The organism is Mesorhizobium sp. BR115XR7A, assembly GCF_020165315.1.
Taxonomy (GTDB): Bacteria; Pseudomonadota; Alphaproteobacteria; order Rhizobiales; family Rhizobiaceae; genus Mesorhizobium; species Mesorhizobium australicum.
Window position 1 is genome coordinate 147,416 of the sequence record NZ_JAIUHW010000004.1, and the last position, 20,085, is coordinate 167,500.

Genomic DNA, 20,085 nt, shown 5'->3' on the forward strand with positions numbered 1-20,085 from the left:
TCGATGACGGTCGCGCTTGAAAACACCACCACCACCACCACCATTCACGGCGACCGGGTATCGCTGCTTCGGGTGCTTGGCCCGGCCCATGTCTGGGCGCTCGGCGTCGGCATCGTTCTGGTCGGCGAGTTCACCGGCTGGAATTTCTCGGCCGACAAGGGCGGCGCGCTGGCTGCCCTGATCGTGTGCTGGGTCGTCGGGCTGCTCTACACCTCGGTGGCCATGATCGATTCCGAGGTGACGTCGACAGTGGCCGCCGCCGGCGGCCAGTATGCGCAGGCCAAGCACATTGTCGGGCCGTTGATGGCGTTCAACGTCGCGCTGTTCCTGGTCTTTGCCTATACGATGCTGGAAGTGTCCGATGCCATCCTGCTCGGCGACACCATCGTCGCCAAGGCGGGTGTGGAAGGGCTGACCCACAATTCCTTCATCGCCGCCACCATCGTGGTGCTGGCCTGGCTCAACTATCGCGGCGTACTGATGACGCTCAACGTCAACTTCGTCATCACTGCCATCGCCTATGTCTCGATCGTCGTCCTGTTCTTTTCGGTCAGCCCCTGGACGCAAGGCGCGGTGCTGAAGCTCAACGAACTGGTCACTCCAGGCAACGCGCTGCCCTATGGCTGGATCGGCGTCATCGCCGCCTTCCAGTTCGGCATCTGGTATTATCTCGGCATCGAAGGGACCACCCAGGCCGCCGAGGAAGTGCGCTCGCCGGCACGCTCCCTGCCCTACGGCACCATGGCCGGCATGATCACGCTGCTCATCGCGGCCGCCATGACCTGGTATGTCTGCGCCTCGCTGATGCCTTGGGAGTATCTCGGCATCACCTATTATCCGCTGTGGGACGCCGGCAAACTGACCGGCAGCCCGCTGCTCGAGAACCTCCTGTTCATAGCGACGCTGCTCGCCGCGCTTGCCTCCGCCAATGGTTGCATCAACGACGCGGCGCGCGCTTGGTTCTCGCTCGGCCGCGACCGCTATCTGCCGAGCTGGTTTTCGGCGGTGCATCCGAAATACCGCACGCCCTATCGCTCGATCCTGTTCCTGCTGCCGATCGCGCTGGCCTTCGCCTTCATCGCCGACCTCAACCAGGCGATCACCTTCTCGATCCTGTCGGGCGTGCTGCAATACACCTTCATGAGCATCAACATCATGATGTTCAGGAAGAAGTGGCCGCTGGGCTCGATCCGCCGCGGCTACACGCACCCGTTCCATCCGCTGCCGGCAATCGTCCTGTTCTGCCTGTGCGTAGTGACCTTCTTCGCCATCTTCCTCGGCTTCGGCTCGCAGTTGATCGCCATGGTCGCCTTCTATTTCCTGATTTCGCTGTGGTTCCATTTCTATCGCTACAAATTCGTGCGGCGTGGGGACCAGTTCACCATGCCGTGGCCGAAACCACAGGGCTATTGATGGGAGTAGGCCCGTCCAGGATTTGGATGGGCCTTGCACGATAAAATGTCAGACGTGACATCAGCACTGCTTGCCGGGGCAATTGTCCTGGCTCTCGTCCTTCACTTTGCGTGGCAGGCGCGCCGCAGCCGCGACAGGGCCTCGGCAGCGCTGGCCGCCGACGAGGCGGGCATTCGCGCCGTCGTCGCGGATGCAGACAATGTCTCGGACGGCACCGCCGGCGTCATCACCTGGGAAGGATCATGGAACGGCCAACGCGTGCAGGTGCGCACCATCGTCGACACGCTGGCGACGCGGAAACTGCCGGCGCGCTGGCTCAGCGTTTCGATCACCGAGAAGGTCTCGGTACCTGCCATCTTCGACATGATGATGCGGCCGGGCTCGCCGACGACGTTCTCCAATTTCGACCATCTCCAGCATACGTTGCCGAAGGCGCCCGGTTTTCCGGCCGAGGCGGTGCTGCGGACAGACCGCAGGGGCACACGGTTCCCGCAGAGCATCATCGCCGGCCATATGGAACCGTTTTCAGAAGGCCGCGCCAAGGAGCTGCTGATCACGCCGAACGGAGTGCGCATCGTGTGGCTGCTGGCCGAGGCCGAGCGGGCACGCTACGGTGTCTTCCGGCAAGCCGCGTTCGGTGACACACGGATCGATTCTGCGCTGATCGACCGGTTGCTCGTATCACTCTCGGATCTGCGCGACGCCATCAACCGAAGCGAACGGCAGGCCGCATGAGCGCTTCAGACACTTCGCCGGCGCCAGTGAGCCCTTATCTCGTCCTGGGCGCCGCAATCGTGCTGCCGGCAAGCGGCCATGTCATTCTGGGCATCCCGGTGCGCGGACTGCAGTTTCTTTTCTTCATGGTCGTCCTGGCCTGGGTGACCGCCAGGATTTCGCCGCCGGACGCCAGCTTCGTCGGCCGTCACGCCGGCGGCTTCCTGATCTATGCGCTGTCGATCCTCGACGCCTACAAGATCGCCCGCATCCGTACCGCCAAATGGGCTCATAATGCCCGGCCGGAAGGAAGCGGTACGCAGAGCGGCATTGAGCCGCATACGTAACCAGAGGAAAATTTCTTTCATGCCATTGAATTAGAGGATTTCATTCGGTACATCATCTTAGTCACAAACGTCGGGAGGCTGACATGTGCGGAATCGTTGGACTTTTCCTGAAGGACAAGGCGCTGGAGCCGAAGCTCGGCGCGATGCTGTCGGAGATGCTGGTATCGCTCAGCGATCGCGGCCCTGACAGTGCCGGCATCGCCATCTATGGCGCGACGTCCGGCAACGAGGCCAAGATCACCATCCAATCGCCGAAGCCGGAACGCGATTTCCGCGGCCTGGACGCCGAACTCGCGAAGGCCGTCGGAGCGCCGGTGAGCATTGCGGTGAAATCGACCCACGCGGTGGTCAGGACCACGCCGGACAAGGTCGACGCGGCGCGTGAGGCCCTCCAGTCGCTCAGGCCCGACATCCGCATCATGGGCGCCGGCGAAGCGGTGGAAATCTACAAGGAAGTCGGCCTGCCCGAAGCCGTCGTCGATCGCTTCGACGTGCGCAAGATGACCGGCACGCATGGCATCGGTCATACCCGCATGGCGACGGAATCGGCAGTGACGACGATGGGTGCGCATCCTTTCTCGACCGGTGCCGACCAGTGTCTTGTGCACAATGGTTCATTGTCGAACCACAACAATGTTCGCCGCGAATTGATCCGCGAAGGCATGAAATTCGAGACCGAGAACGATACCGAAGTGGCGGCCGCCTACCTTTCCTCGCAAATGGCGCATGGCAAGAATCTCGGCGAGGCACTGGAAGGCACGCTGTCCGACCTCGACGGCTTCTTCACCTTCGTCGTCGGCACCAAGAATGGTTTTGGCGTGGTGCGCGATCCGATCGCCTGCAAGCCCGCCGTGATGGCCGAGACCGACCAGTATGTCGCCTTCGGCTCGGAATATCGCGCCCTGACCAAACTGCCGGGCATAGACAATGCGAGGGTCTGGGAACCGGAGCCCGCAACCGTTTATTTCTGGGAGCATTGAGTTCATGCCGGCAACCTCCAAGGCAACGCGCGACAGCCATGCGCGCGTCTTCGACCTCGACGTCCTGTCGCTGCGCGAACTCAATCAAGCGCTCCACAATCTGGCTCCGGGTTCGAACGAGACGGCGTGGGAAGTGCTCAACCCGAAAGGGAGCCATTCGGTCGCCGTCGGTGTCGACCACCCTGTCAGCATCGATGTGCGCGGCAGCGTTGGCTATTACTGCGGCGGCATGAACTCCGGCAGCGCCATCACCGTGCACGGCTCGGCCGGCCCCGGCGTTGGCGAGAACATGATGTCGGGCTCGATCACCGTCAAAGGCGATGCCAGCCAGTATGCCGGCGCCACCGGCAAGGGCGGGCTGCTGGTCATCGAAGGCAATGCCTCGTCGCGCTGCGGCATCTCGATGAAGGGCATCGACATCGTCGTGCACGGCAATATCGGCCATATGTCGGCCTTCATGGCGCAATCCGGCAACCTCGTTGTCCTGGGCGATGCCGGCGATGCACTGGGCGATTCCATCTACGAGGCGCGGCTCTTCGTGCGCGGCAAGGTCGACAGTCTCGGTGCGGATTGTATCGCCAAGGAGATGCGGCCCGAGCATCTGGAACTGCTGCAAGGCCTGCTCGACCGCGCCGGCGTGACCGGCGTCAAGCCGTCGGAGTTCAAGCGCTACGGCTCGGCGCGCACGCTCTACAATTTCAATATCGACAACGCCGACGCGTATTGAGGCAGCATGACCTATCGCAACCCGCCGACGACGCCGCGCAAATCCGCGACTTTCGACGACTACACGCTCTCCGAAATCCGCCGCGCCGCGGCGACCGGCATCTATGATATCAGAGGTGCCGGCGCCAAGCGCAAGCTGCCGCATTTCGATGACCTTCTGTTCCTCGGCGCCTCGATCTCGCGCTACCCGCTGGAAGGCTACCGCGAGCGCTGCGACACATCCGTGGTGCTCGGTTCGCGCCACGCCAAGAAGCCTATCGAACTGAAGATACCGATCACCATTGCCGGCATGAGCTTCGGCTCGCTGTCCGGTCCCGCCAAGGAAGCGCTCGGGCGCGGCGCGACGCTGTCGGGCACCTCGACCACGACCGGCGATGGCGGCATGACAGAGGAAGAGCGCGGCCATTCCAAGCAACTGGTCTATCAGTACCTGCCCTCGCGCTATGGCATGAACCTGCGCGACCTGCGTCGCGCCGATGCGATCGAAGTGGTCGTCGGCCAGGGCGCCAAGCCCGGCGGTGGCGGGATGCTGCTCGGCCAGAAGATTTCCGACCGTGTCGCCGAGATGCGCACGCTGCCCAAAGGCATCGACCAGCGCTCGGCCTCGCGCCACCCCGACTGGACCGGACCGGACGATCTCGAGATCAAGATCCTCGAGCTGCGCGAAATCACCGATTGGGAAAAACCGATCTACGTCAAGGTCGGCGGCGCCCGGCCCTACTACGATACAGCGCTTGCGGTGAAGGCCGGCGCCGATGTCGTCGTGGTCGACGGCATGCAGGGCGGAACGGCTGCAACGCAGGAAGTGTTTATCGAGAATGTCGGCCAGCCGACGCTCGCCTGCATCAGGCCGGCGGTGCAGGCGCTGCAGGATCTCGGCATGCACCGCAAGGTGCAGCTCATCGTCTCAGGCGGCATCCGCAACGGCGCCGATGTGGCCAAGGCGCTGGCGCTCGGCGTCGACGCCGTGTCGATCGGCACCGCGGCACTGGTGGCGCTCGGTGACAACGATCCCCGCTGGGAGGCGGAGTACAACGAACTCGGCACCACATCGGGCGCCTATGACGACTGGCATGAGGGCAAGGACCCTGCCGGCATCACCACGCAGGACCCCGAACTGATGAAGCGGGTCGACCCCGTGGCCGCCGGGCGCCGGTTGGCGAATTATTTGAAGGTGATGACGCTGGAGGCGCAGACCATCGCCCGCGCCTGCGGCAAAAACAGCCTGCACAATCTCGAACCCGAGGACCTCGTCGCATTGACGATCGAGGCTGCCGCCATGGCCGGCGTGCCGCTGGCCGGCACCAACTGGATACCGGGGAAGAACGGCTTCTGATCAACAAAGGGCCGAAGGCCATATGCTTAAGGGCCAACAATCGATAAGAAATGGGGAACTTCAGTGACAGTTGATCTTGCAGAGTTCGCAAGGGCGAAAAACGTCAAATATTTCATGATTTCCTACACTGACCTGTTCAGTGGCCAGCGTGCCAAGCTGGTACCGGCGCAAGCCATCGCCGACATGCAGAAGGACGGTGCCGGCTTTGCCGGGTTCGCCACCTGGCTCGACCTCACGCCGGCGCATCCCGACATGCTGGCGGTGCCGGATCCGGACTCGGTCATCCAGTTGCCATGGAAACCGGAAGTCGCCTGGGTCGCCGCCAACTGCATCATGGACGACAAGGACGTCGACCAGGCGCCGCGCAACACACTGAAGCGGCTGATAGCCGAGGCAGCCGCCGACGGCATGCACGTCAAGACCGGCGTCGAGGCCGAGTTCTTCCTGATCTCGCCGGACGGCAAGACCATCTCCGATGAGTACGACACGGCATCGAAGCCTTGCTATGACCAGCAAGCGGTGATGCGCCGTTACGATGTCATCGCCGAGATCTGCGACCACATGCTGGCGCTCGGCTGGGGCGCTTACCAGAACGACCACGAGGACGCTAACGGCCAATTCGAGATGAACTGGGCGTTCGACGATGCGCTGCCGACCGCGGACAAGCATTCCTTCTTCAAGTTCATGGTCAAGTCGATCGCGGAAAAGCATGGGCTGCGCGCCACTTTCATGCCCAAACCGTTCCAGGGCCTGACCGGCAACGGCTGCCATGCCCACATCTCCGTCTGGGACAAATCGGGCAAGACCAATGTCTTCGCCGACAATTCGATGGAGCTCGGTCTTTCCGCCAAGGGCAAGAACTTCCTTGGCGGCATCATGAAGCACGCTTCGGCGCTCGCCGCGATCACCAACCCGACGGTCAATTCCTATAAGCGCATCAACGCGCCGCGCACCATTTCGGGCGCGACCTGGGCGCCGAACACGGTGACCTGGACCGGCAACAACCGCACCCACATGGTGCGCGTGCCCGGCCCCGGCCGCTTCGAATTGCGCCTCCCGGATGGCGCTGCCAACCCTTATCTGCTGCAGGCGGTCATCATCGCCGCCGGCCTCGACGGCATCCGCTCGAAGGCCGATCCGGGCAAGCGCTACGATATCGACATGTACCAGCATGGCCACACGGTGAAGGGCGCGCCTAAGCTGCCGCTCAACCTGCTCGATGCGTTGCGCGAGTTCGACAAGGACAAATCGCTCAAGGCGGCGCTGGGTGAGGAATTCTCGTCGGCATATCTAAAGCTGAAGCACCAGGAATGGAATTCCTATGCTTCGCATTTCACGCAATGGGAGCGCGACCACACGCTGGACATCTAGAGCATCGGACCGAAAAGTGTGACACGGTTTTCGGCAAAGGCGATGCGTCAAGAAAGTTCCTGTTTGGGGCGAGCGACCTCGGAATGAACGTATGAAATACTCGATCTTCTCGCTCGCCCGCGCCGCTCTTTCCGGCCACAAAAACTGGCAACGCACCTGGCGCGACGCCGCGCCGAAGGACCGCTACGACGTGGTGATCATCGGCGGCGGCGGCCATGGGCTGGCCACCGCCTGGTTCCTGGCCAGCGAATTCGGCATCAAAAATGTCGCGGTGCTGGAAAAGGGCTGGATCGGTTCCGGCAATGCCGGCCGCAACACCACCATCATCCGCTCCAACTACGGCCTGCCCGGCAATACCGGCTTCTACGAATTGTCGATGAAGCTTTGGGAACGGATGGAGCAGGACCTCAACTACAACGCGATGGTCAGCCAGCGCGGCGTCATCAACCTCTACCATTCCGATGCGCAGCGCGACGCCTATGCACGGCGCGGCAACACCATGCGCATCAACGGTATCGACGCCGAACTGCTCGACCTGGCGGCGGTCAAGAAGATGATCCCGTTCCTGAACTTCGACAATGCGCGCTTTCCCGTGCAGGGCGGGCTGCTGCAGCGACGCGGCGGCACGGCGCGGCACGACGCGGTGGTCTGGGGCTACGCCCACGCTGCCAGCGAACTCGGCGTCGATATCATCCAGAATTGCGAAGTCACGGGCTTTGTCAGGGACGGCAACGGCAAGGTGACTGGCGTCGAGACCTCGCGCGGCAGGATCGGCGCCGGCAAGGTCGGCATGGCGGTGGCCGGGTCCTCATCGCGCGTCGCGGCGATGGCTGGCCTGCGGCTGCCGATCGAAAGCCATGTGCTGCAGGCCTTCGTCTCGGAGGCGATCAAGCCGCTCATTCCCGGCGTCATGACGTTTGGCGCCGGCCATTTCTATGTCAGCCAGTCCGACAAGGGCGGGCTGGTCTTCGGCGGCGACATCGACGGCTACAATTCCTATGCCCAGCGCGGCAACATGCCTGTCATGGAAGATGTCTGCGAGGGCGGCATGGCGCTGATGCCGATGATAGGCCGCGTCCGGCTGCTGCGCCAATGGGGCGGCATCATGGATATGTCGATGGATGGCTCGCCGATCATCGACAAGACACCGGTCGACGGGCTCTACCTCAATGCCGGCTGGTGTTATGGCGGCTTCAAGGCGACACCCGGCTCAGGCTTCGTCTTCGCCCATCTGCTTGCTCGCGATGAATCGCACGCCGAGGCCGCCCGCTTCCGGCTCGACCGGTTCCGGTCTGGTGCTGTCATCGACGAAAAGGGCCAGGGCGCCCAACCGAACCTGCACTGAGGACAGTCGAAAAACATGCGTATTGTCTGTCCCTTCTGTGGTGAACGCGAGCTCGGCGAGTTCACCTATCTCGGCGACGCCAAGCCGGTGCGGCCGGCGCCTGGAGCGTCGGAAGATGAGGTCTACGATTACGTCTATCTGCGCGACAACATCGCCGGCGTGATGGATGAGAACTGGTATCATGGCGGCGGCTGCCGGGCCTGGCTGAAGGTCACCCGCAACACGCTGACGCACGAGATTTCGGCGGTTGAACCGGCAGCGGGTGCCGGGGCGAGGCAGGTTGCGAAATGAATATTTCCTGCCAACTCGGCGCCGCCTCTCACCTGCCTGCCGGCATCCTCTCCCCGTATAGGGACGGGGACAGGGGTGCTGCCGTCCCCGGTTTCGCCGATCGCCAGCGCTGCAAGAAGGAAGCCAACTTAGCGGCCAGCCCCCTTCTCCCCGTCACTATACGGGGAGAAGTGCCCGGCAGGGCGATGAGGGGCAGTGCTGCCCTCCGCCATGACATCGAATCGACGAGAGGCTGGACATCGTGACCTCTCAACCCCATCGTCTCACATCCGGCGGTCTCGTCGACCGTTCGGCGCCGCTGAATTTCAGGTTCGACGGCAAGAGCTTCTCCGGTTTCAAAGGCGACACGCTTGCCTCGGCACTGGTTGCCAACGGCGTCAAGCTGGTTGGCCGCTCGTTCAAGTACCATCGCCCGCGCGGCATCCTGACCGCGGGATCGGAAGAACCTAACGCGCTGGTGGAGCTGCGCAGCGGTGCACGGCGCGAGCCGAACACCAAGGCGACGACAGCGGAGCTCTATGAAGGGCTCGACGCCGCCAGCCAGAACCGCTGGCCGTCGCTCGCCTTCGACGTGATGTCGGTCAACCAGCTGTTCGCGCCGATCTTCGTCGCCGGCTTCTACTACAAGACCTTCATGTGGCCGGCGAAGTTCTGGGAAGCGATCTATGAGCCGGCGATTCGCCGCGCCGCGGGTCTCGGCCGTGCAGCCGGCATTGCCGATCCGGATCATTACGACAAGGCGTGGGCGCATTGCGACGTGCTGATCGCCGGGTCCGGCCCGACGGGCCTCGCAGCCGCCCTCGCAGCAGGCCGCAGCGGCGCCCGCGTCATCCTGTGTGAAGAGGACTTTGTTCCCGGCGGGCGCCTGCTTGCCGATGGCGGCATGATCGACGGCATGCCTGCCGACGAATGGATCGCGCGCACGCTCAGTGAGCTTGCCGCCATGCCTGATGTCCGCATCATGACGCGCACGACGCTGTTCGGCGTCTATGATGGCGGCACCTATGGCGCGATCGAGCGTGTCAGCGACCATCTGCCCTCGCCGCCGGAGCACCAGGTGCGCCAGCGGCTATGGCGGATCGTGGCCAAGCGCTGCGTCGTCGCGGCAGGCGCGCTCGAACGGCCAATCGTCTTTGCCGGCAACGACACGCCGGGCGTGATGATGGCGTCCGCCATGCGCAGCTATATCGCACGTTATGCCGCGGCACCGGCGAGACGCATCGCGCTGTTCACCAACAACGAGGACGGCTGGCGCACCGTCGAGGCAGCGCTCGGGGCGGGACTGCAGGTCGCCGCCGTGATCGACGCGCGCGCCGAAATCTCGTCCGAGCACCGCTCGCTTGCCAGCAAGGGCGGCTTTGCGGTTCTGCATGGCTCCGTCAGCGGCATCGATGGCGGCAAGAATGGTGTGCGCAAGATTTCCGTCTCACTCACCGGCGGCGCGCGTGCCGAAGTGGAAGCCGATGGGCTTGCCGTTTCCGGCGGCTGGAACCCGGCGGTCGGGCTCACCTCCTATCATCGCGGCCGGCCGAAATGGCGCGACGATATCGCCGCCTTCGTGCCCGACGGCGCGCCTCCGGGAATGGTCGCGGCTGGTGCCGCCAACGGCGCCTTCGGGCTTGGCGCCTGCTTGCGCGAAGGATTTGCGGCGGGCGCGGCTGCGGCACGTGATGCCGGACACGGCAATGGCTCAGGCTCCACGCCGGTGGCCGACGACGAAGCCTTTTCACTGGCGCCGCTTTGGCACGTTGCCGGCAAAGGCAAGGCTTTCGTCGACCAGCAGCATGATGTCACCGCATCGGATATCGAGCTGGCGCAGCGCGAAGGGTTCGAATCGGTCGAGCACCTGAAGCGCTACACCACGCTCGGCATGGCGACCGACCAGGGCAAGACCTCGAACGTCGCCGGCCTCGCCATCATGGCGGCGGTCACGGGCAAATCCATTCCCGAGACCGGCACGACAATCTACCGGCCTCCCTATGTGCCGGTCGCCATCGGCGCCTTCGCCGGCCATCATCGCGACGAGAATTTTCACGCCACGCGGCTGACGCCGTCGCATCACTGGGCCGCCGAACAGGGCGCGATCTTCGTCGACACCGGCCTGTGGAAGCGCGCGCAATGGTATCCGCGCGCCGGCGAGAAGGATTGGCTGGAATCGGTGACCCGCGAGGTCAAGGCGGTGCGCTCAGGCGTCGGCTTCTGCGATGTCTCGACGCTGGGCAAGATCGACGTGCATGGCGCGGACGCCGGCACCTTCCTCGACCGTGTCTACATCAACACCTTCTCCACTCTTGCGGTGGGAAAAGCGCGCTACGGGCTGATGCTGCGCGAGGACGGCATCGTCTATGATGACGGCACCACGTCGCGGCTGGCCGAGGACCACTATTTCCTCACCACCACCACGGCCAAGGCCGGGCTGGTGATGCAGCATCTCGAATTCTGCCGGCAAGTGCTGTTTCCGGAACTCGATGTGCAGTTAACCTCGGTCTCCGACCAGTGGGCGCAATTTTCGATTGCCGGGCCCAAAACCCGCGACCTGTTGAAAGAGATCGTCGATCCTTCGGAAGACCTTTCCAACGAAGGGTTCCCCTTCATGGGCGCGCGCGAAGTCGCGTTGCGCGGCGGCGTCAAGGCGCGGTTGTTCCGCATTTCCTTCTCGGGCGAAATGGCGTTCGAGATTTCGGTGCCGGCGCGCTACGGCGAGGCGATGGCGCGCAATTTGATGATTGCGGGCAAGCCGTTCGGCGTGACGCCTTACGGCACCGAGGCACTCGGCGTCATGCGCATCGAAAAGGGTCACGTCGCGGGTCCGGAACTCAGCGGCACGACCACCGCGGCCGATCTCGGCCTCGGCAAGATGATGTCGACCAAGAAGGATTTCATCGGCCGCGTCATGGCCGGACGCGAGGCGCTGATCGCAGCTGATCGGCAGGTCGTCGTCGGCATCAAGCCGACCGACAAGGCCCGGCGCCTGCGTTCCGGCGCGCACATCATTCCGAAGGGGCAGACACCCGGGCCCGACAACGACCAGGGCTACGTCACCTCGGTCTGCTTTTCGCCGACATCAGACCAATGGATCGGGCTTGCACTTGTCGAGCGCGGCCGCGAGCGGTTCGGCGAGATCGTGCATGCGCACGATCCGCTACGCGGCGAGGATTACGATTTGGAACTGTGCAACCCTGTCTTCTATGACCCGGATGGAGGGCGCCAGCGTGGCTGAGTTTTCCTGGGAAACCCGCAGCCCTCTCCACCGCGCACTCGTCGCCGGTCCACACGGCGCGCGAGGCGACGCCGGCGTGACCCTGAGCGAGATCCGCAATTTCGACCTTGTCCAGGTGATGGCGCGGCGCGGCAAGACGGCCGAGATGGCGAGCGCCGCGAACGCGCATTTCGGCGTGACGGCGCCGGAAACACCGAAGACGGCCGCAGCAGCCGAAGCCACGCTCATCTGGTCGGGACCGGATCAGTTCTTCGTGCTGTCGAAAGGCAGACACACGGTGGAGTCGCTGGCCCCGGTTTTCGCGACCTCGGCTTCGCTCTCGGACCAGTCACATGCGCGGGTGTTGATCAGCATTTCCGGCACCAAGGCGCGCGCCCTGCTCGCCAAACTGTCGTCGATCGATCTGTATCCGGCGGCGTTCCCGGTCGGAGCCGCGGCAACCACCTCGATGGATCACACCAGCGTCACGCTGTGGCGCGGCAATGATGCGCCGGACGGACAGGCTGTTTTCACCATTCTGGTGTTTTCGACCTTCGCCGAAAGCCTGTGGCACACGATGCTGGACTCGGCTGCCGAGTATGGTGTCGAGATCGGGCATTCGGAGGACTTGGCGTAGCACTGCGCTTCTTCCCCGCCTTGCCAAACTCCGCTCCGCTGCTATTCTTGCTGCTAAAATAATTTCACACACAGGCAAACTTGTTTCTCGAACCGCAAGGCTGAGATGAGCCAGTCGCCCTACCCCACCGTGACAGCCGGACCGCCCAGGCCAAGCCTGATCCTGCGGCCCGGCCAGATCGCGCTGCCGGCCGGCATGGAGCGCTATACCGTACAGGGGAATGGCGCGGTGCTGATCGAGGTCGAGGCCGGCGATACGATCACGGTTTGCAACGTCGAGGGAGGCCAGGCCTGCGAGTTGCTGGCCTGGGACAGGTCAGGCGCCAGCGATCCCGGCATTCTCGGTGAAAAATCCAACAGCAATGCCGCCGGCATCAAGGCGCTGCTCACCGAGGGCGACGACAGTCTTTCGGCGGTGCGCCGCGGCCTCGAACGCCGCCAGGTTCAGCTTGGGCAGGCCGAGGCGGTGCGCGTGTTTGGCGGCACCACACCAGCCGGTACCGAGCAGGCATTCACAGTCGCGCGCGACGGCGCGATGCTGATCGCCGCACCCGGCGGTCCGATGCTGGTCGACGGGCACGACACAGCGACGCCGCTCAGCGTCGTCGTGCGGCGCAACACGATCCGCCTGAAAACGAAATCCCGGCTTGCCGATCCATTGGCCGATCCGGTGCTCGATTTGCGCGTTCATTCGGCGACGGCGGAATCGTATTTCGTCAAGGCGGGCGACTATCTGCAGATCATCGATGTCGACGGGCGCCAGTGCACCGACTTCCAGTGTTTCTCGGCCCGCAAGCTGGACAAGGGGCTCGACCATCCGCTCGACGTCACGACGACGCGCACGCTGATGGGCGCGAGCTATCCGATGCCCGGCCTGCATTCGAAATATTACGACCAGGACATGGAACCGCTGGTTGAGGTGGTGCAGGACACGTGCGGCCGGCACGATGCCTTCGCGCTCGCCTGCGCGGCGAAATATTATGACGACATCGGCTATCCCGGCCACACCAACTGCTCGGAGAACTTTAATCGCGCGCTGGACGGCAAGGGCGTCAATCCCCGCGCCGGCTGGATGGCGATCAACTTCTTCTTCAACACGGCGATCGACGCCCATGGCGTCATGGTGTCGGACGAGCCATGGTCGCGGGCCGGCGACTATGTTCTGCTCAGAGCGCTGACCGACATCGTCTGCGTCTCCTCGGCCTGCCCCGACGACACGACGCCGGCCAATGGCTGGGACCTGACCGACATCCACGTGCGGACCTATTCCGGCCAGCACAAATTCTCGCGAGCGATCGCCAGACGCATGACGCCTGATTCGGAACCGAAAATGACCCGCGAGACAGCTTTCCATTCGAGCTTTGCCAAACACACACGCGACTTCGTCGAGTACAGGGGCTATTGGCTGGCCAATTCGTTCGCCAGGGAAGGCGCCATCGCCGAATATTGGGCCTGCCGGCAGGATGCCGTGATCATGGACCTGTCGCCGCTGCGCAAGTTCGAAGTGACCGGCCCGGATGCCGAAGCGCTGCTGCAATATACGCTGACGCGTGACGTCAAGAAGCTCGGCGTCGGCCAGGTCGTCTACTCCGCCATGTGTTACGAACATGGCGGCATGATCGACGACGGCACGCTTCTGCGGCTCGGCAAGGACAATTTCCGCTGGGTTGGCGGCGACGATCTGTCCGGCGAATGGCTGCGCGAGACGGCGACAAAACTCGGCCTCAACGTGCTGGTGCGCTCGTCCACCGACCAGATGCACAACATCGCCGTGCAAGGGCCAAAGAGCCGCGCCATCCTGAAGGAGGTGATGTGGACCTCGCCGCTGCAGCCATCGATCGAGGAACTCGAATGGTTCCGCTTCGCCGTCGCCAGGATCGGCGGCGGCAACGGCATCCCCGTCCTCGTTTCACGCACCGGCTATACCGGCGAACTCGGCTACGAGATTTGGTGCCATCCGCGCGACGCGCAAAAAGTCTTCGACGCGATCTGGGAGGCCGGCCAGCCGCATGGGCTGAAGCCGATGGGCCTGCAGGCGCTCGACATGGTGCGCATCGAGGCCGGACTGATCTTCGCCGGTTACGAATTTTCCGACCAGACCGATCCGTTCGAGGCTGGTATCGGCTTCACCGTGCCGCTGAAGAGCAAGACCGACGATTTCATCGGCCGCGAGGCGCTGATCCGGCGCAAGGATCATCCGCAGACAAAGCTGGTCGGCCTCGACATCGACAGCAATGTCGCCGTCGGCCACGGCGACTGCGTCCATGTCGGGCGCGCCCAGATCGGCGTCGTCACGTCGGGCATGCGCTCGCCGGTGCTGAGCAAGAACATCGCGCTGGCGCGGCTCGACGTCGCTCATGCCGCTGTCGGCACGGAGGTCGAGATCGGCAAGCTCGACGGCCACGCCAAGCGGCTGCCGGCTCGGGTCGTGGCCTTTGCCCACTACGATCCGCAAAAGACCAAACCACGTTCCTGACCTGCCCTTTTGGGACTCGCAAAGCGCCCGCCGGCCGCACCGCCGGACGCTTTGATGTTCGCGCGCGCAAGCGTGATGTGCATGGTTTCACAAATCGCTTGACGTGACGCCGCGCCGGATCAATCTTCACTCTTAAGAAAAAAATACGACTGAGTGGAAACACTGCGGCCGGAACGATCATTTGCCGGGGAGTAAGTTTCGCGTAGCCGAGACACCACTGGCGGGGAACATCGAAAAAGGGGAACTCATCCACATGAGCACAATAAGTACGGTCCTGGACCAGCCTGCCGAAAGCAAGCTGCTCAGGCATATCGACTGGCGCGGCGCCTTCTGGGTGGCGAGTGGCGTTCCGGCGCTGGTCCTGTTCTCGATCGGCGGCATTGCCGGCACGACGGGAAAGCTGGCGTTCCTGATCTGGACGGTCTCCATGATCATGGGCTTCCTGCAATCCTTCACCTATGCCGAGATCGCCGGCCTGTTCCCGAACAAGTCCGGCGGTGCCTCGATCTACGGCGCCACCGCCTGGCTGCGCTACTCCAAGTTCATCGCGCCGCTGTCGGTGTGGTGCAACTGGTTCGCCTGGTCGCCGGTGCTGTCGCTCGGCTGCTCGATCGCCGCCGCCTATATCCTCAATGCGCTGGCGCCGGTGCCGCTGTTCACCGAGGCCTCGCCCGATGTCGTCGCCTACATCGCCGCGCATGCCGGAACGGCACCTGCCGACGCCATCACCGCGGTGACCGCCGCCGCGACGCCGGCGATCCGCAACTGGACGCTGTGGAGCCACACGCTAGGCCCGGTGTCCTTCACGCTCAATGCCACCTTCTTCATCGGCGCGGTGCTGATGCTGATCATCTTCTCGATCCAACATCGCGGCATTCTGGGCACTGCCAGCGTGCAGAAATATATCGGACTGCTGGTCATTATCCCGATGCTGATCGTCGGCGTGGTGCCGATCTTCACCGGCCAGATCGACTGGTCGAACTTTTCGCCTCTGGTGCCGCTCGCCGCCGCCTATGCACCTGAGCCCGGCTCCTGGAACATCGCCGGCTGGACATTGGCGCTCGGCGGCATGTTCATCGCCGCATGGTCGACCTACGGGTTCGAAACCGCCGTCTGCTACACGTCGGAGTTCAAGAACCCGGGTACCGATACGTTCAAGGCCATCTTCTATTCCGGCCTGCTCTGCATGCTTTTGTTCATCCTGGTGCCGTTCACCTTCCAGGGCGTGCTGGGCTTGAACGGCATGCTGGCAACACCGATCGTCGACGGCTCCGGCGTGGCCGATGCGCTGGCCGGCATGGTCGGCGGAGGCAGGCTTATCCACAGCCTGCTGGTGATGCTGATGATCCTGGCGCTGGTGCTGTGCATCATGACGGCGATGGCCGGCTCGTCGCGCACGCTCTACCAGGGCTCGGTCGACGGCTGGCTGCCCCGTTATCTCAGCCACGTCAACGAGCACGGCGCGCCGACGCGGGCCATGTGGACCGATCTCTGCTTCAATCTGGTCGTGCTGGCGATCGCCTCGGCCGACGCGACGAGCTTCTTCTTCATCCTCGCCGTGTCGAACTGCGGCTACATCATCTTCAATTTCCTCAACCTCAATGCCGGCTGGATCCACCGCATCGACAACGGCCATATCGCACGGCCGTGGAAAGCACCGAGCTGGCTCTTGGGGATCGGGGCGATCTTCGCCTACGTCAACGCGATCTTCATGGGCGCAGGCGCCAAGGTGTGGAACCCGATGGCGCTGTGGGCCGGACTGATCACGGCGGCGCTGATCATCCCGGTGTTCTGCTTCCGCCACTACATCCAGGACAAGGGCAAATTCCCCGACCACATGCTGGCCGATCTCGGCATGGCGGGAGCCGACCTTTCGGTCAAGAAGGCGGGCATGCTGCCCTATCTGACGCTGGTCGCCGGCGTGGCGGTCATGCTCATCGCGAATTGGGTGTTCGTCATCTGATGGTCTGACTGCGGCCTAAATCATTGCATCAAGGAAAACCGGCCGGTCGCAAATCGACCGGCCGGTTTTTTATTCCGCCGCCAACGGCAGTTGCGGCCGTTCGATGCCTTCGATCTCCCCTGGCTCCGGCGCCTGCTGGTCGGTCTTCGCCTTCTTCGGCTCGCGGCCGAAGAAGAGCGCATAGCCCGCCGGCAGCACCAGGATGGTGAGCACGGTGGCGACCAGAATGCCGCCCATCATGGCATAGGCGAGCGGTCCCCAGAACACGCCGCGCGAGATCGGGATCAGTGCCAGCACCGCCGTCATCGCCGTCAGCACGATCGGCCTGAAGCGGCGCACGGCCGAGCCGACGATCGCTTCGGAACGGTCCATGCCCTTGGCAATGTCCTGGTCGATCTGGTCGACCAGGATGATCGAGTTGCGCATGATGATGCCGAGCAGGGCGATGACACCGAGGATGGCGACGAAGCCGAACGGTGCACCGCTGATCAGCAGAGCCGCGGCCGCGCCGATGATGCCGAGCGGGCCGGTGGCCAGCACCAGCATCGCCTTGCCGAAGTTCTGCAGCTGGATCATCAGGAGCACGACGATGATGGCCAGCATGATCGGCGCCTTGGCGGCGATCGAAGCCTGGCTTTCGGCTGAATCCTCCGCACCGCCCTGGATCTCGATCTTGTAACCGGGCGCCAGGCCGTCACGCAGGCCCTGCATGTCCTTGTACATCTTGGTGACGACGTCGTTGGACTGCACGCCGTCTGGCAATGTGGCGCGCACGCTGATCGTCGGCAGGCGGTCGCGCCGCCATTCGATGCCTTGCTCCAGCACAGGCACCACCTTGGCCACCTGCGACAGCGGCACGAAGCCGCCGAAATCGGTCGGGATATAGACCGAGTCGACCGACGACAGCAGGCTGCGGCTGGCATCCGGCTCGCGGGCGACGATCGACACCGTCTCCTCGCCGTCGCGGAAATCGTCAAGCGGCGCGCCGGACATCGTCGCCTGCAGCATCTGGCGGATGCGCTGCGAGGTGACGCCGAGCGCACGGGCACGATCCTGATCGATGACCAGCTTCATCGCCGGAACGGGCTCCAGCCAGTCGTCATGGACGGCGCCGAGCAGGGGATCCTGCCGGAACTTCGCCTTCACCTGGTCGGCGATGCGGCGCACCTCCTGGCGGTCCGGACCCATGACGCGCATCTGCACGGGCCACCCGGTCGGCGGTCCGAGGAACAGGCGGTCGACCTTGGCACGGATCGACGGGAAGTCTTCGGCCAGAACCGTGCGCAGCTTGACGATCAGCCGCTCGCGCGCCGGCTCGTCATTGGCCATGACCAGCATCTGGGCGAAGTTCGGGTTGCGCAGTTGCTGGTCGAGCGGCAGGAAGAAGCGCGGGGCGCCCTCGCCGATATAAGTGGCGATGAAACGCTTGTCCTTGTCGTCCATCATCTTGGCTTCCAGGGCCTTGGCCTGCGCCTCGACCTCCTTGATGCTGGTGCCTTCCGGCAGCCAGAGGTCGACAAGAATTTCGGGCCGCGACGATTGCGGGAAGAAATTCTGCGGGATGAACTGGAACGCCCAAAGGCTGGTGCCGAAAGTTGCCAGCGTCATCACCAAAACGATGATGCGATGGCGCACGGCCCAGCTGACCGTGGCACGCAGCCGACGATAGAAGCCTGTGTCGAAGGCGTCGTGATGGCTGCCGGCATGCTTGCGCTGCTTAAGGATCATATAGCCGAGCCAGGGCGTGAAATAGACCGCCACGAACCACGACACGATCAGCGCGATGCCGACGACATAGAACAAGGTGCGCACATATTCGCCAGCCGTCGAAGCAGCGAACCCGACCGGTATGAAGCCGGCGGTGGTGATCAGTGTGCCGGTCAACATCGGGAAGGCGGTCGAGGAATAGGCGAAGCTCGCCGCCTCGATCTTGACCAGCCCCTCCTCGAGCTTGCGCTCCATCATCTCGACGACGATCATGGCATCATCGACAAGCAGGCCGAGCGCGATGATCAGCGCGCCCAGCGAAATGCGCTGCAGGTCGATGCCGATCTCGTACATGATGGCGAAGGTGGCGGCGAGCACCAGCGGTATGGCGATGGCGATCACCAGCCCCGAGCGCCAGCCGATCGACAGGAACGAGACGACGAGCACGATCAGCAACGCTTCGCCGAGCGCATGCATGAATTCGCTGACGGCATCCGTGACGACGCCCGGCTGGTCGGAAATCTGGTCGACCGAAACGCCATAGGGCAGCGCCTCCTCGAAGCGCTTGTAGGTCGCCTCGACATCCTTGCCGACATCGGTGACTTTAAAACCCTTGGCCATGACCACGCCAAGCTGCACGCTGTCGTGGCCATTGAAGCGGTATTTGCGCTGGAAGGGGTCCTCCAGGCCCGAAGTGACGGTGGCGATGTCGCCCAGCCGGGTGACCTGGCCGCCGGCGCGCAGGCGCAGTTCGCGGATGTCGGCCGCCTTGGCGACGTCGCCTTCGACCGAGATGCGCACCGAATTGACGCCGGTGTCGACGGAACCCGCGGGGTCGACGTTGTTCTGGCCCTTGATCGCGTTCTGCAGGTCGGTCAGCGTCAGGCCGCGTTCGGCCAGCGCCTTGGACGAGACGTCGATATAGAGCTTTTCCGGCTGGTCGCCGATGATGACGGCCTTTTCGACGCCGGGCGTCGTCAAAAGCATATCGCGCGCCTGGATGGCGAACTTCTTCAATTCGGGAAAGGAGAAGCCGTCGCCGCTGATCGAATGCAGGGTGATAAACGTGTCGCCGAACTCGTCGTTGAAATACGGGCCGAGCAGGCCTTGCGGCAGGTCGCCCTGGATATCGCCGACTTTCTTGCGCACCTGATAGAAAGCATCCGTCACTTCGGCGGCGTTGGTGTCACCCTTGATCTGGACGGTGATGATGGCGCTGCCGGCGCGGGTGAAGGAACGCACGAAATCGAGATGCGGCGTCTCCTGCAATTTGCGCTCGATCTTGTTGACGACCTGGTCCTCCATCTCCTGGATTGAGGAGCCCGGCCAGATCGCCTGCACGACCATGACGCGGAAGGTGAAATCGGGATCCTCCTTCTGGCCCATGCGCATCAAGCCGAGCGCGCCGGCTATGATGATCAGCCCGAACAGGAAGCGCGCAATGGAGGGATGGCCGATGGCCCAACGGGACAGGTTGAAGGGACGCTTTTCTTCAGTGGGGGTCGTCATCGGAAGTGGTCCACTTTGCTTGGTTGCCGGCGCTTGGTGCTTCGAAAAAGGGGCTTCGAGGAAGCGCGCGCG

At 63.7% G+C, this 20,085-nt stretch carries 14 protein-coding genes; 13 read left to right on the top strand and 1 reads right to left on the bottom strand.

The features are described 5' to 3' along the window. Positions 1-3: 3 nt before the first annotated feature. From LB557_RS10225 to LB557_RS10285, 13 genes are all read left to right on the top strand, one after another. Positions 4-1,413: an APC family permease gene (locus tag LB557_RS10225; RefSeq protein ID WP_224640882.1), complete on the top strand. Its 1,410-nt coding sequence runs from the start codon at positions 4-6 to the stop codon at positions 1,411-1,413. 45 nt (positions 1,414-1,458) lie between these two features. Beyond that, positions 1,459-2,148 (top strand): hypothetical protein, encoded by a 690-nt coding sequence (locus LB557_RS10230; protein ID WP_224640883.1) that lies wholly within the window; start codon positions 1,459-1,461, stop codon positions 2,146-2,148. Further along, positions 2,145-2,474, top strand: a complete 330-nt coding sequence (locus LB557_RS10235; protein WP_224640885.1) for a hypothetical protein — start codon at positions 2,145-2,147, stop codon at positions 2,472-2,474. Before LB557_RS10230 ends, LB557_RS10235 begins: the two co-directional genes overlap by 4 nt. An 83-nt stretch (positions 2,475-2,557) precedes the next feature. Next, entirely contained in the window at positions 2,558-3,454 is an 897-nt protein-coding gene (locus LB557_RS10240; RefSeq protein ID WP_015318912.1) for a class II glutamine amidotransferase, read from the top strand. A gap of 4 nt (positions 3,455-3,458) precedes the next feature. Continuing rightward, positions 3,459-4,181, top strand: a complete 723-nt coding sequence (locus LB557_RS10245; protein WP_015318913.1) for a GXGXG domain-containing protein — start codon at positions 3,459-3,461, stop codon at positions 4,179-4,181. A gap of 6 nt (positions 4,182-4,187) precedes the next feature. Next, positions 4,188-5,516 (top strand): FMN-binding glutamate synthase family protein, encoded by a 1,329-nt coding sequence (locus LB557_RS10250; protein WP_015318914.1) that lies wholly within the window; start codon positions 4,188-4,190, stop codon positions 5,514-5,516. Between the two features lie 63 nt (positions 5,517-5,579). Further along, entirely contained in the window at positions 5,580-6,887 is a 1,308-nt protein-coding gene (gene glnT / locus LB557_RS10255; protein WP_015318915.1) for a type III glutamate--ammonia ligase, read from the top strand. Positions 6,888-6,978: 91 nt separating this feature from the next. Further along, entirely contained in the window at positions 6,979-8,232 is a 1,254-nt protein-coding gene (locus LB557_RS10260) for a sarcosine oxidase subunit beta family protein (protein ID WP_140715124.1), read from the top strand. A gap of 15 nt (positions 8,233-8,247) precedes the next feature. Then, positions 8,248-8,523: a sarcosine oxidase subunit delta gene (locus LB557_RS10265; RefSeq protein WP_140617375.1), complete on the top strand. Its 276-nt coding sequence runs from the start codon at positions 8,248-8,250 to the stop codon at positions 8,521-8,523. A 241-nt stretch (positions 8,524-8,764) separates the two neighbouring features. Beyond that, complete coding sequence (locus LB557_RS10270; RefSeq protein WP_224640887.1) at positions 8,765-11,743, top strand: sarcosine oxidase subunit alpha; 2,979 nt, start codon at positions 8,765-8,767, stop codon at positions 11,741-11,743. Further along, positions 11,736-12,359 carry a sarcosine oxidase subunit gamma gene (locus tag LB557_RS10275; RefSeq protein WP_224640999.1) on the top strand — a complete coding sequence of 208 codons (624 nt, stop codon included), beginning with the start codon at positions 11,736-11,738 and terminating at the stop codon, positions 12,357-12,359. The genes LB557_RS10270 and LB557_RS10275 overlap by 8 nt, the downstream gene beginning before the upstream one ends. A 105-nt stretch (positions 12,360-12,464) precedes the next feature. Then, positions 12,465-14,834, top strand: coding sequence for a DUF1989 domain-containing protein (locus LB557_RS10280; RefSeq protein ID WP_224640889.1), 2,370 nt, complete (start codon positions 12,465-12,467; stop codon positions 14,832-14,834). Positions 14,835-15,087: 253 nt separating this feature from the next. Further along, positions 15,088-16,797, top strand: a complete 1,710-nt coding sequence (locus LB557_RS10285) for an APC family permease (RefSeq protein ID WP_015318922.1) — start codon at positions 15,088-15,090, stop codon at positions 16,795-16,797. A gap of 69 nt (positions 16,798-16,866) precedes the next feature. Here LB557_RS10285 and LB557_RS10290 read toward each other — a convergent pair whose 3' ends face one another. Then, positions 16,867-20,013, bottom strand: coding sequence for an efflux RND transporter permease subunit (locus LB557_RS10290; protein ID WP_224595721.1), 3,147 nt, complete (start codon positions 20,011-20,013; stop codon positions 16,867-16,869). Positions 20,014-20,085: the final 72 nt, after the last annotated feature.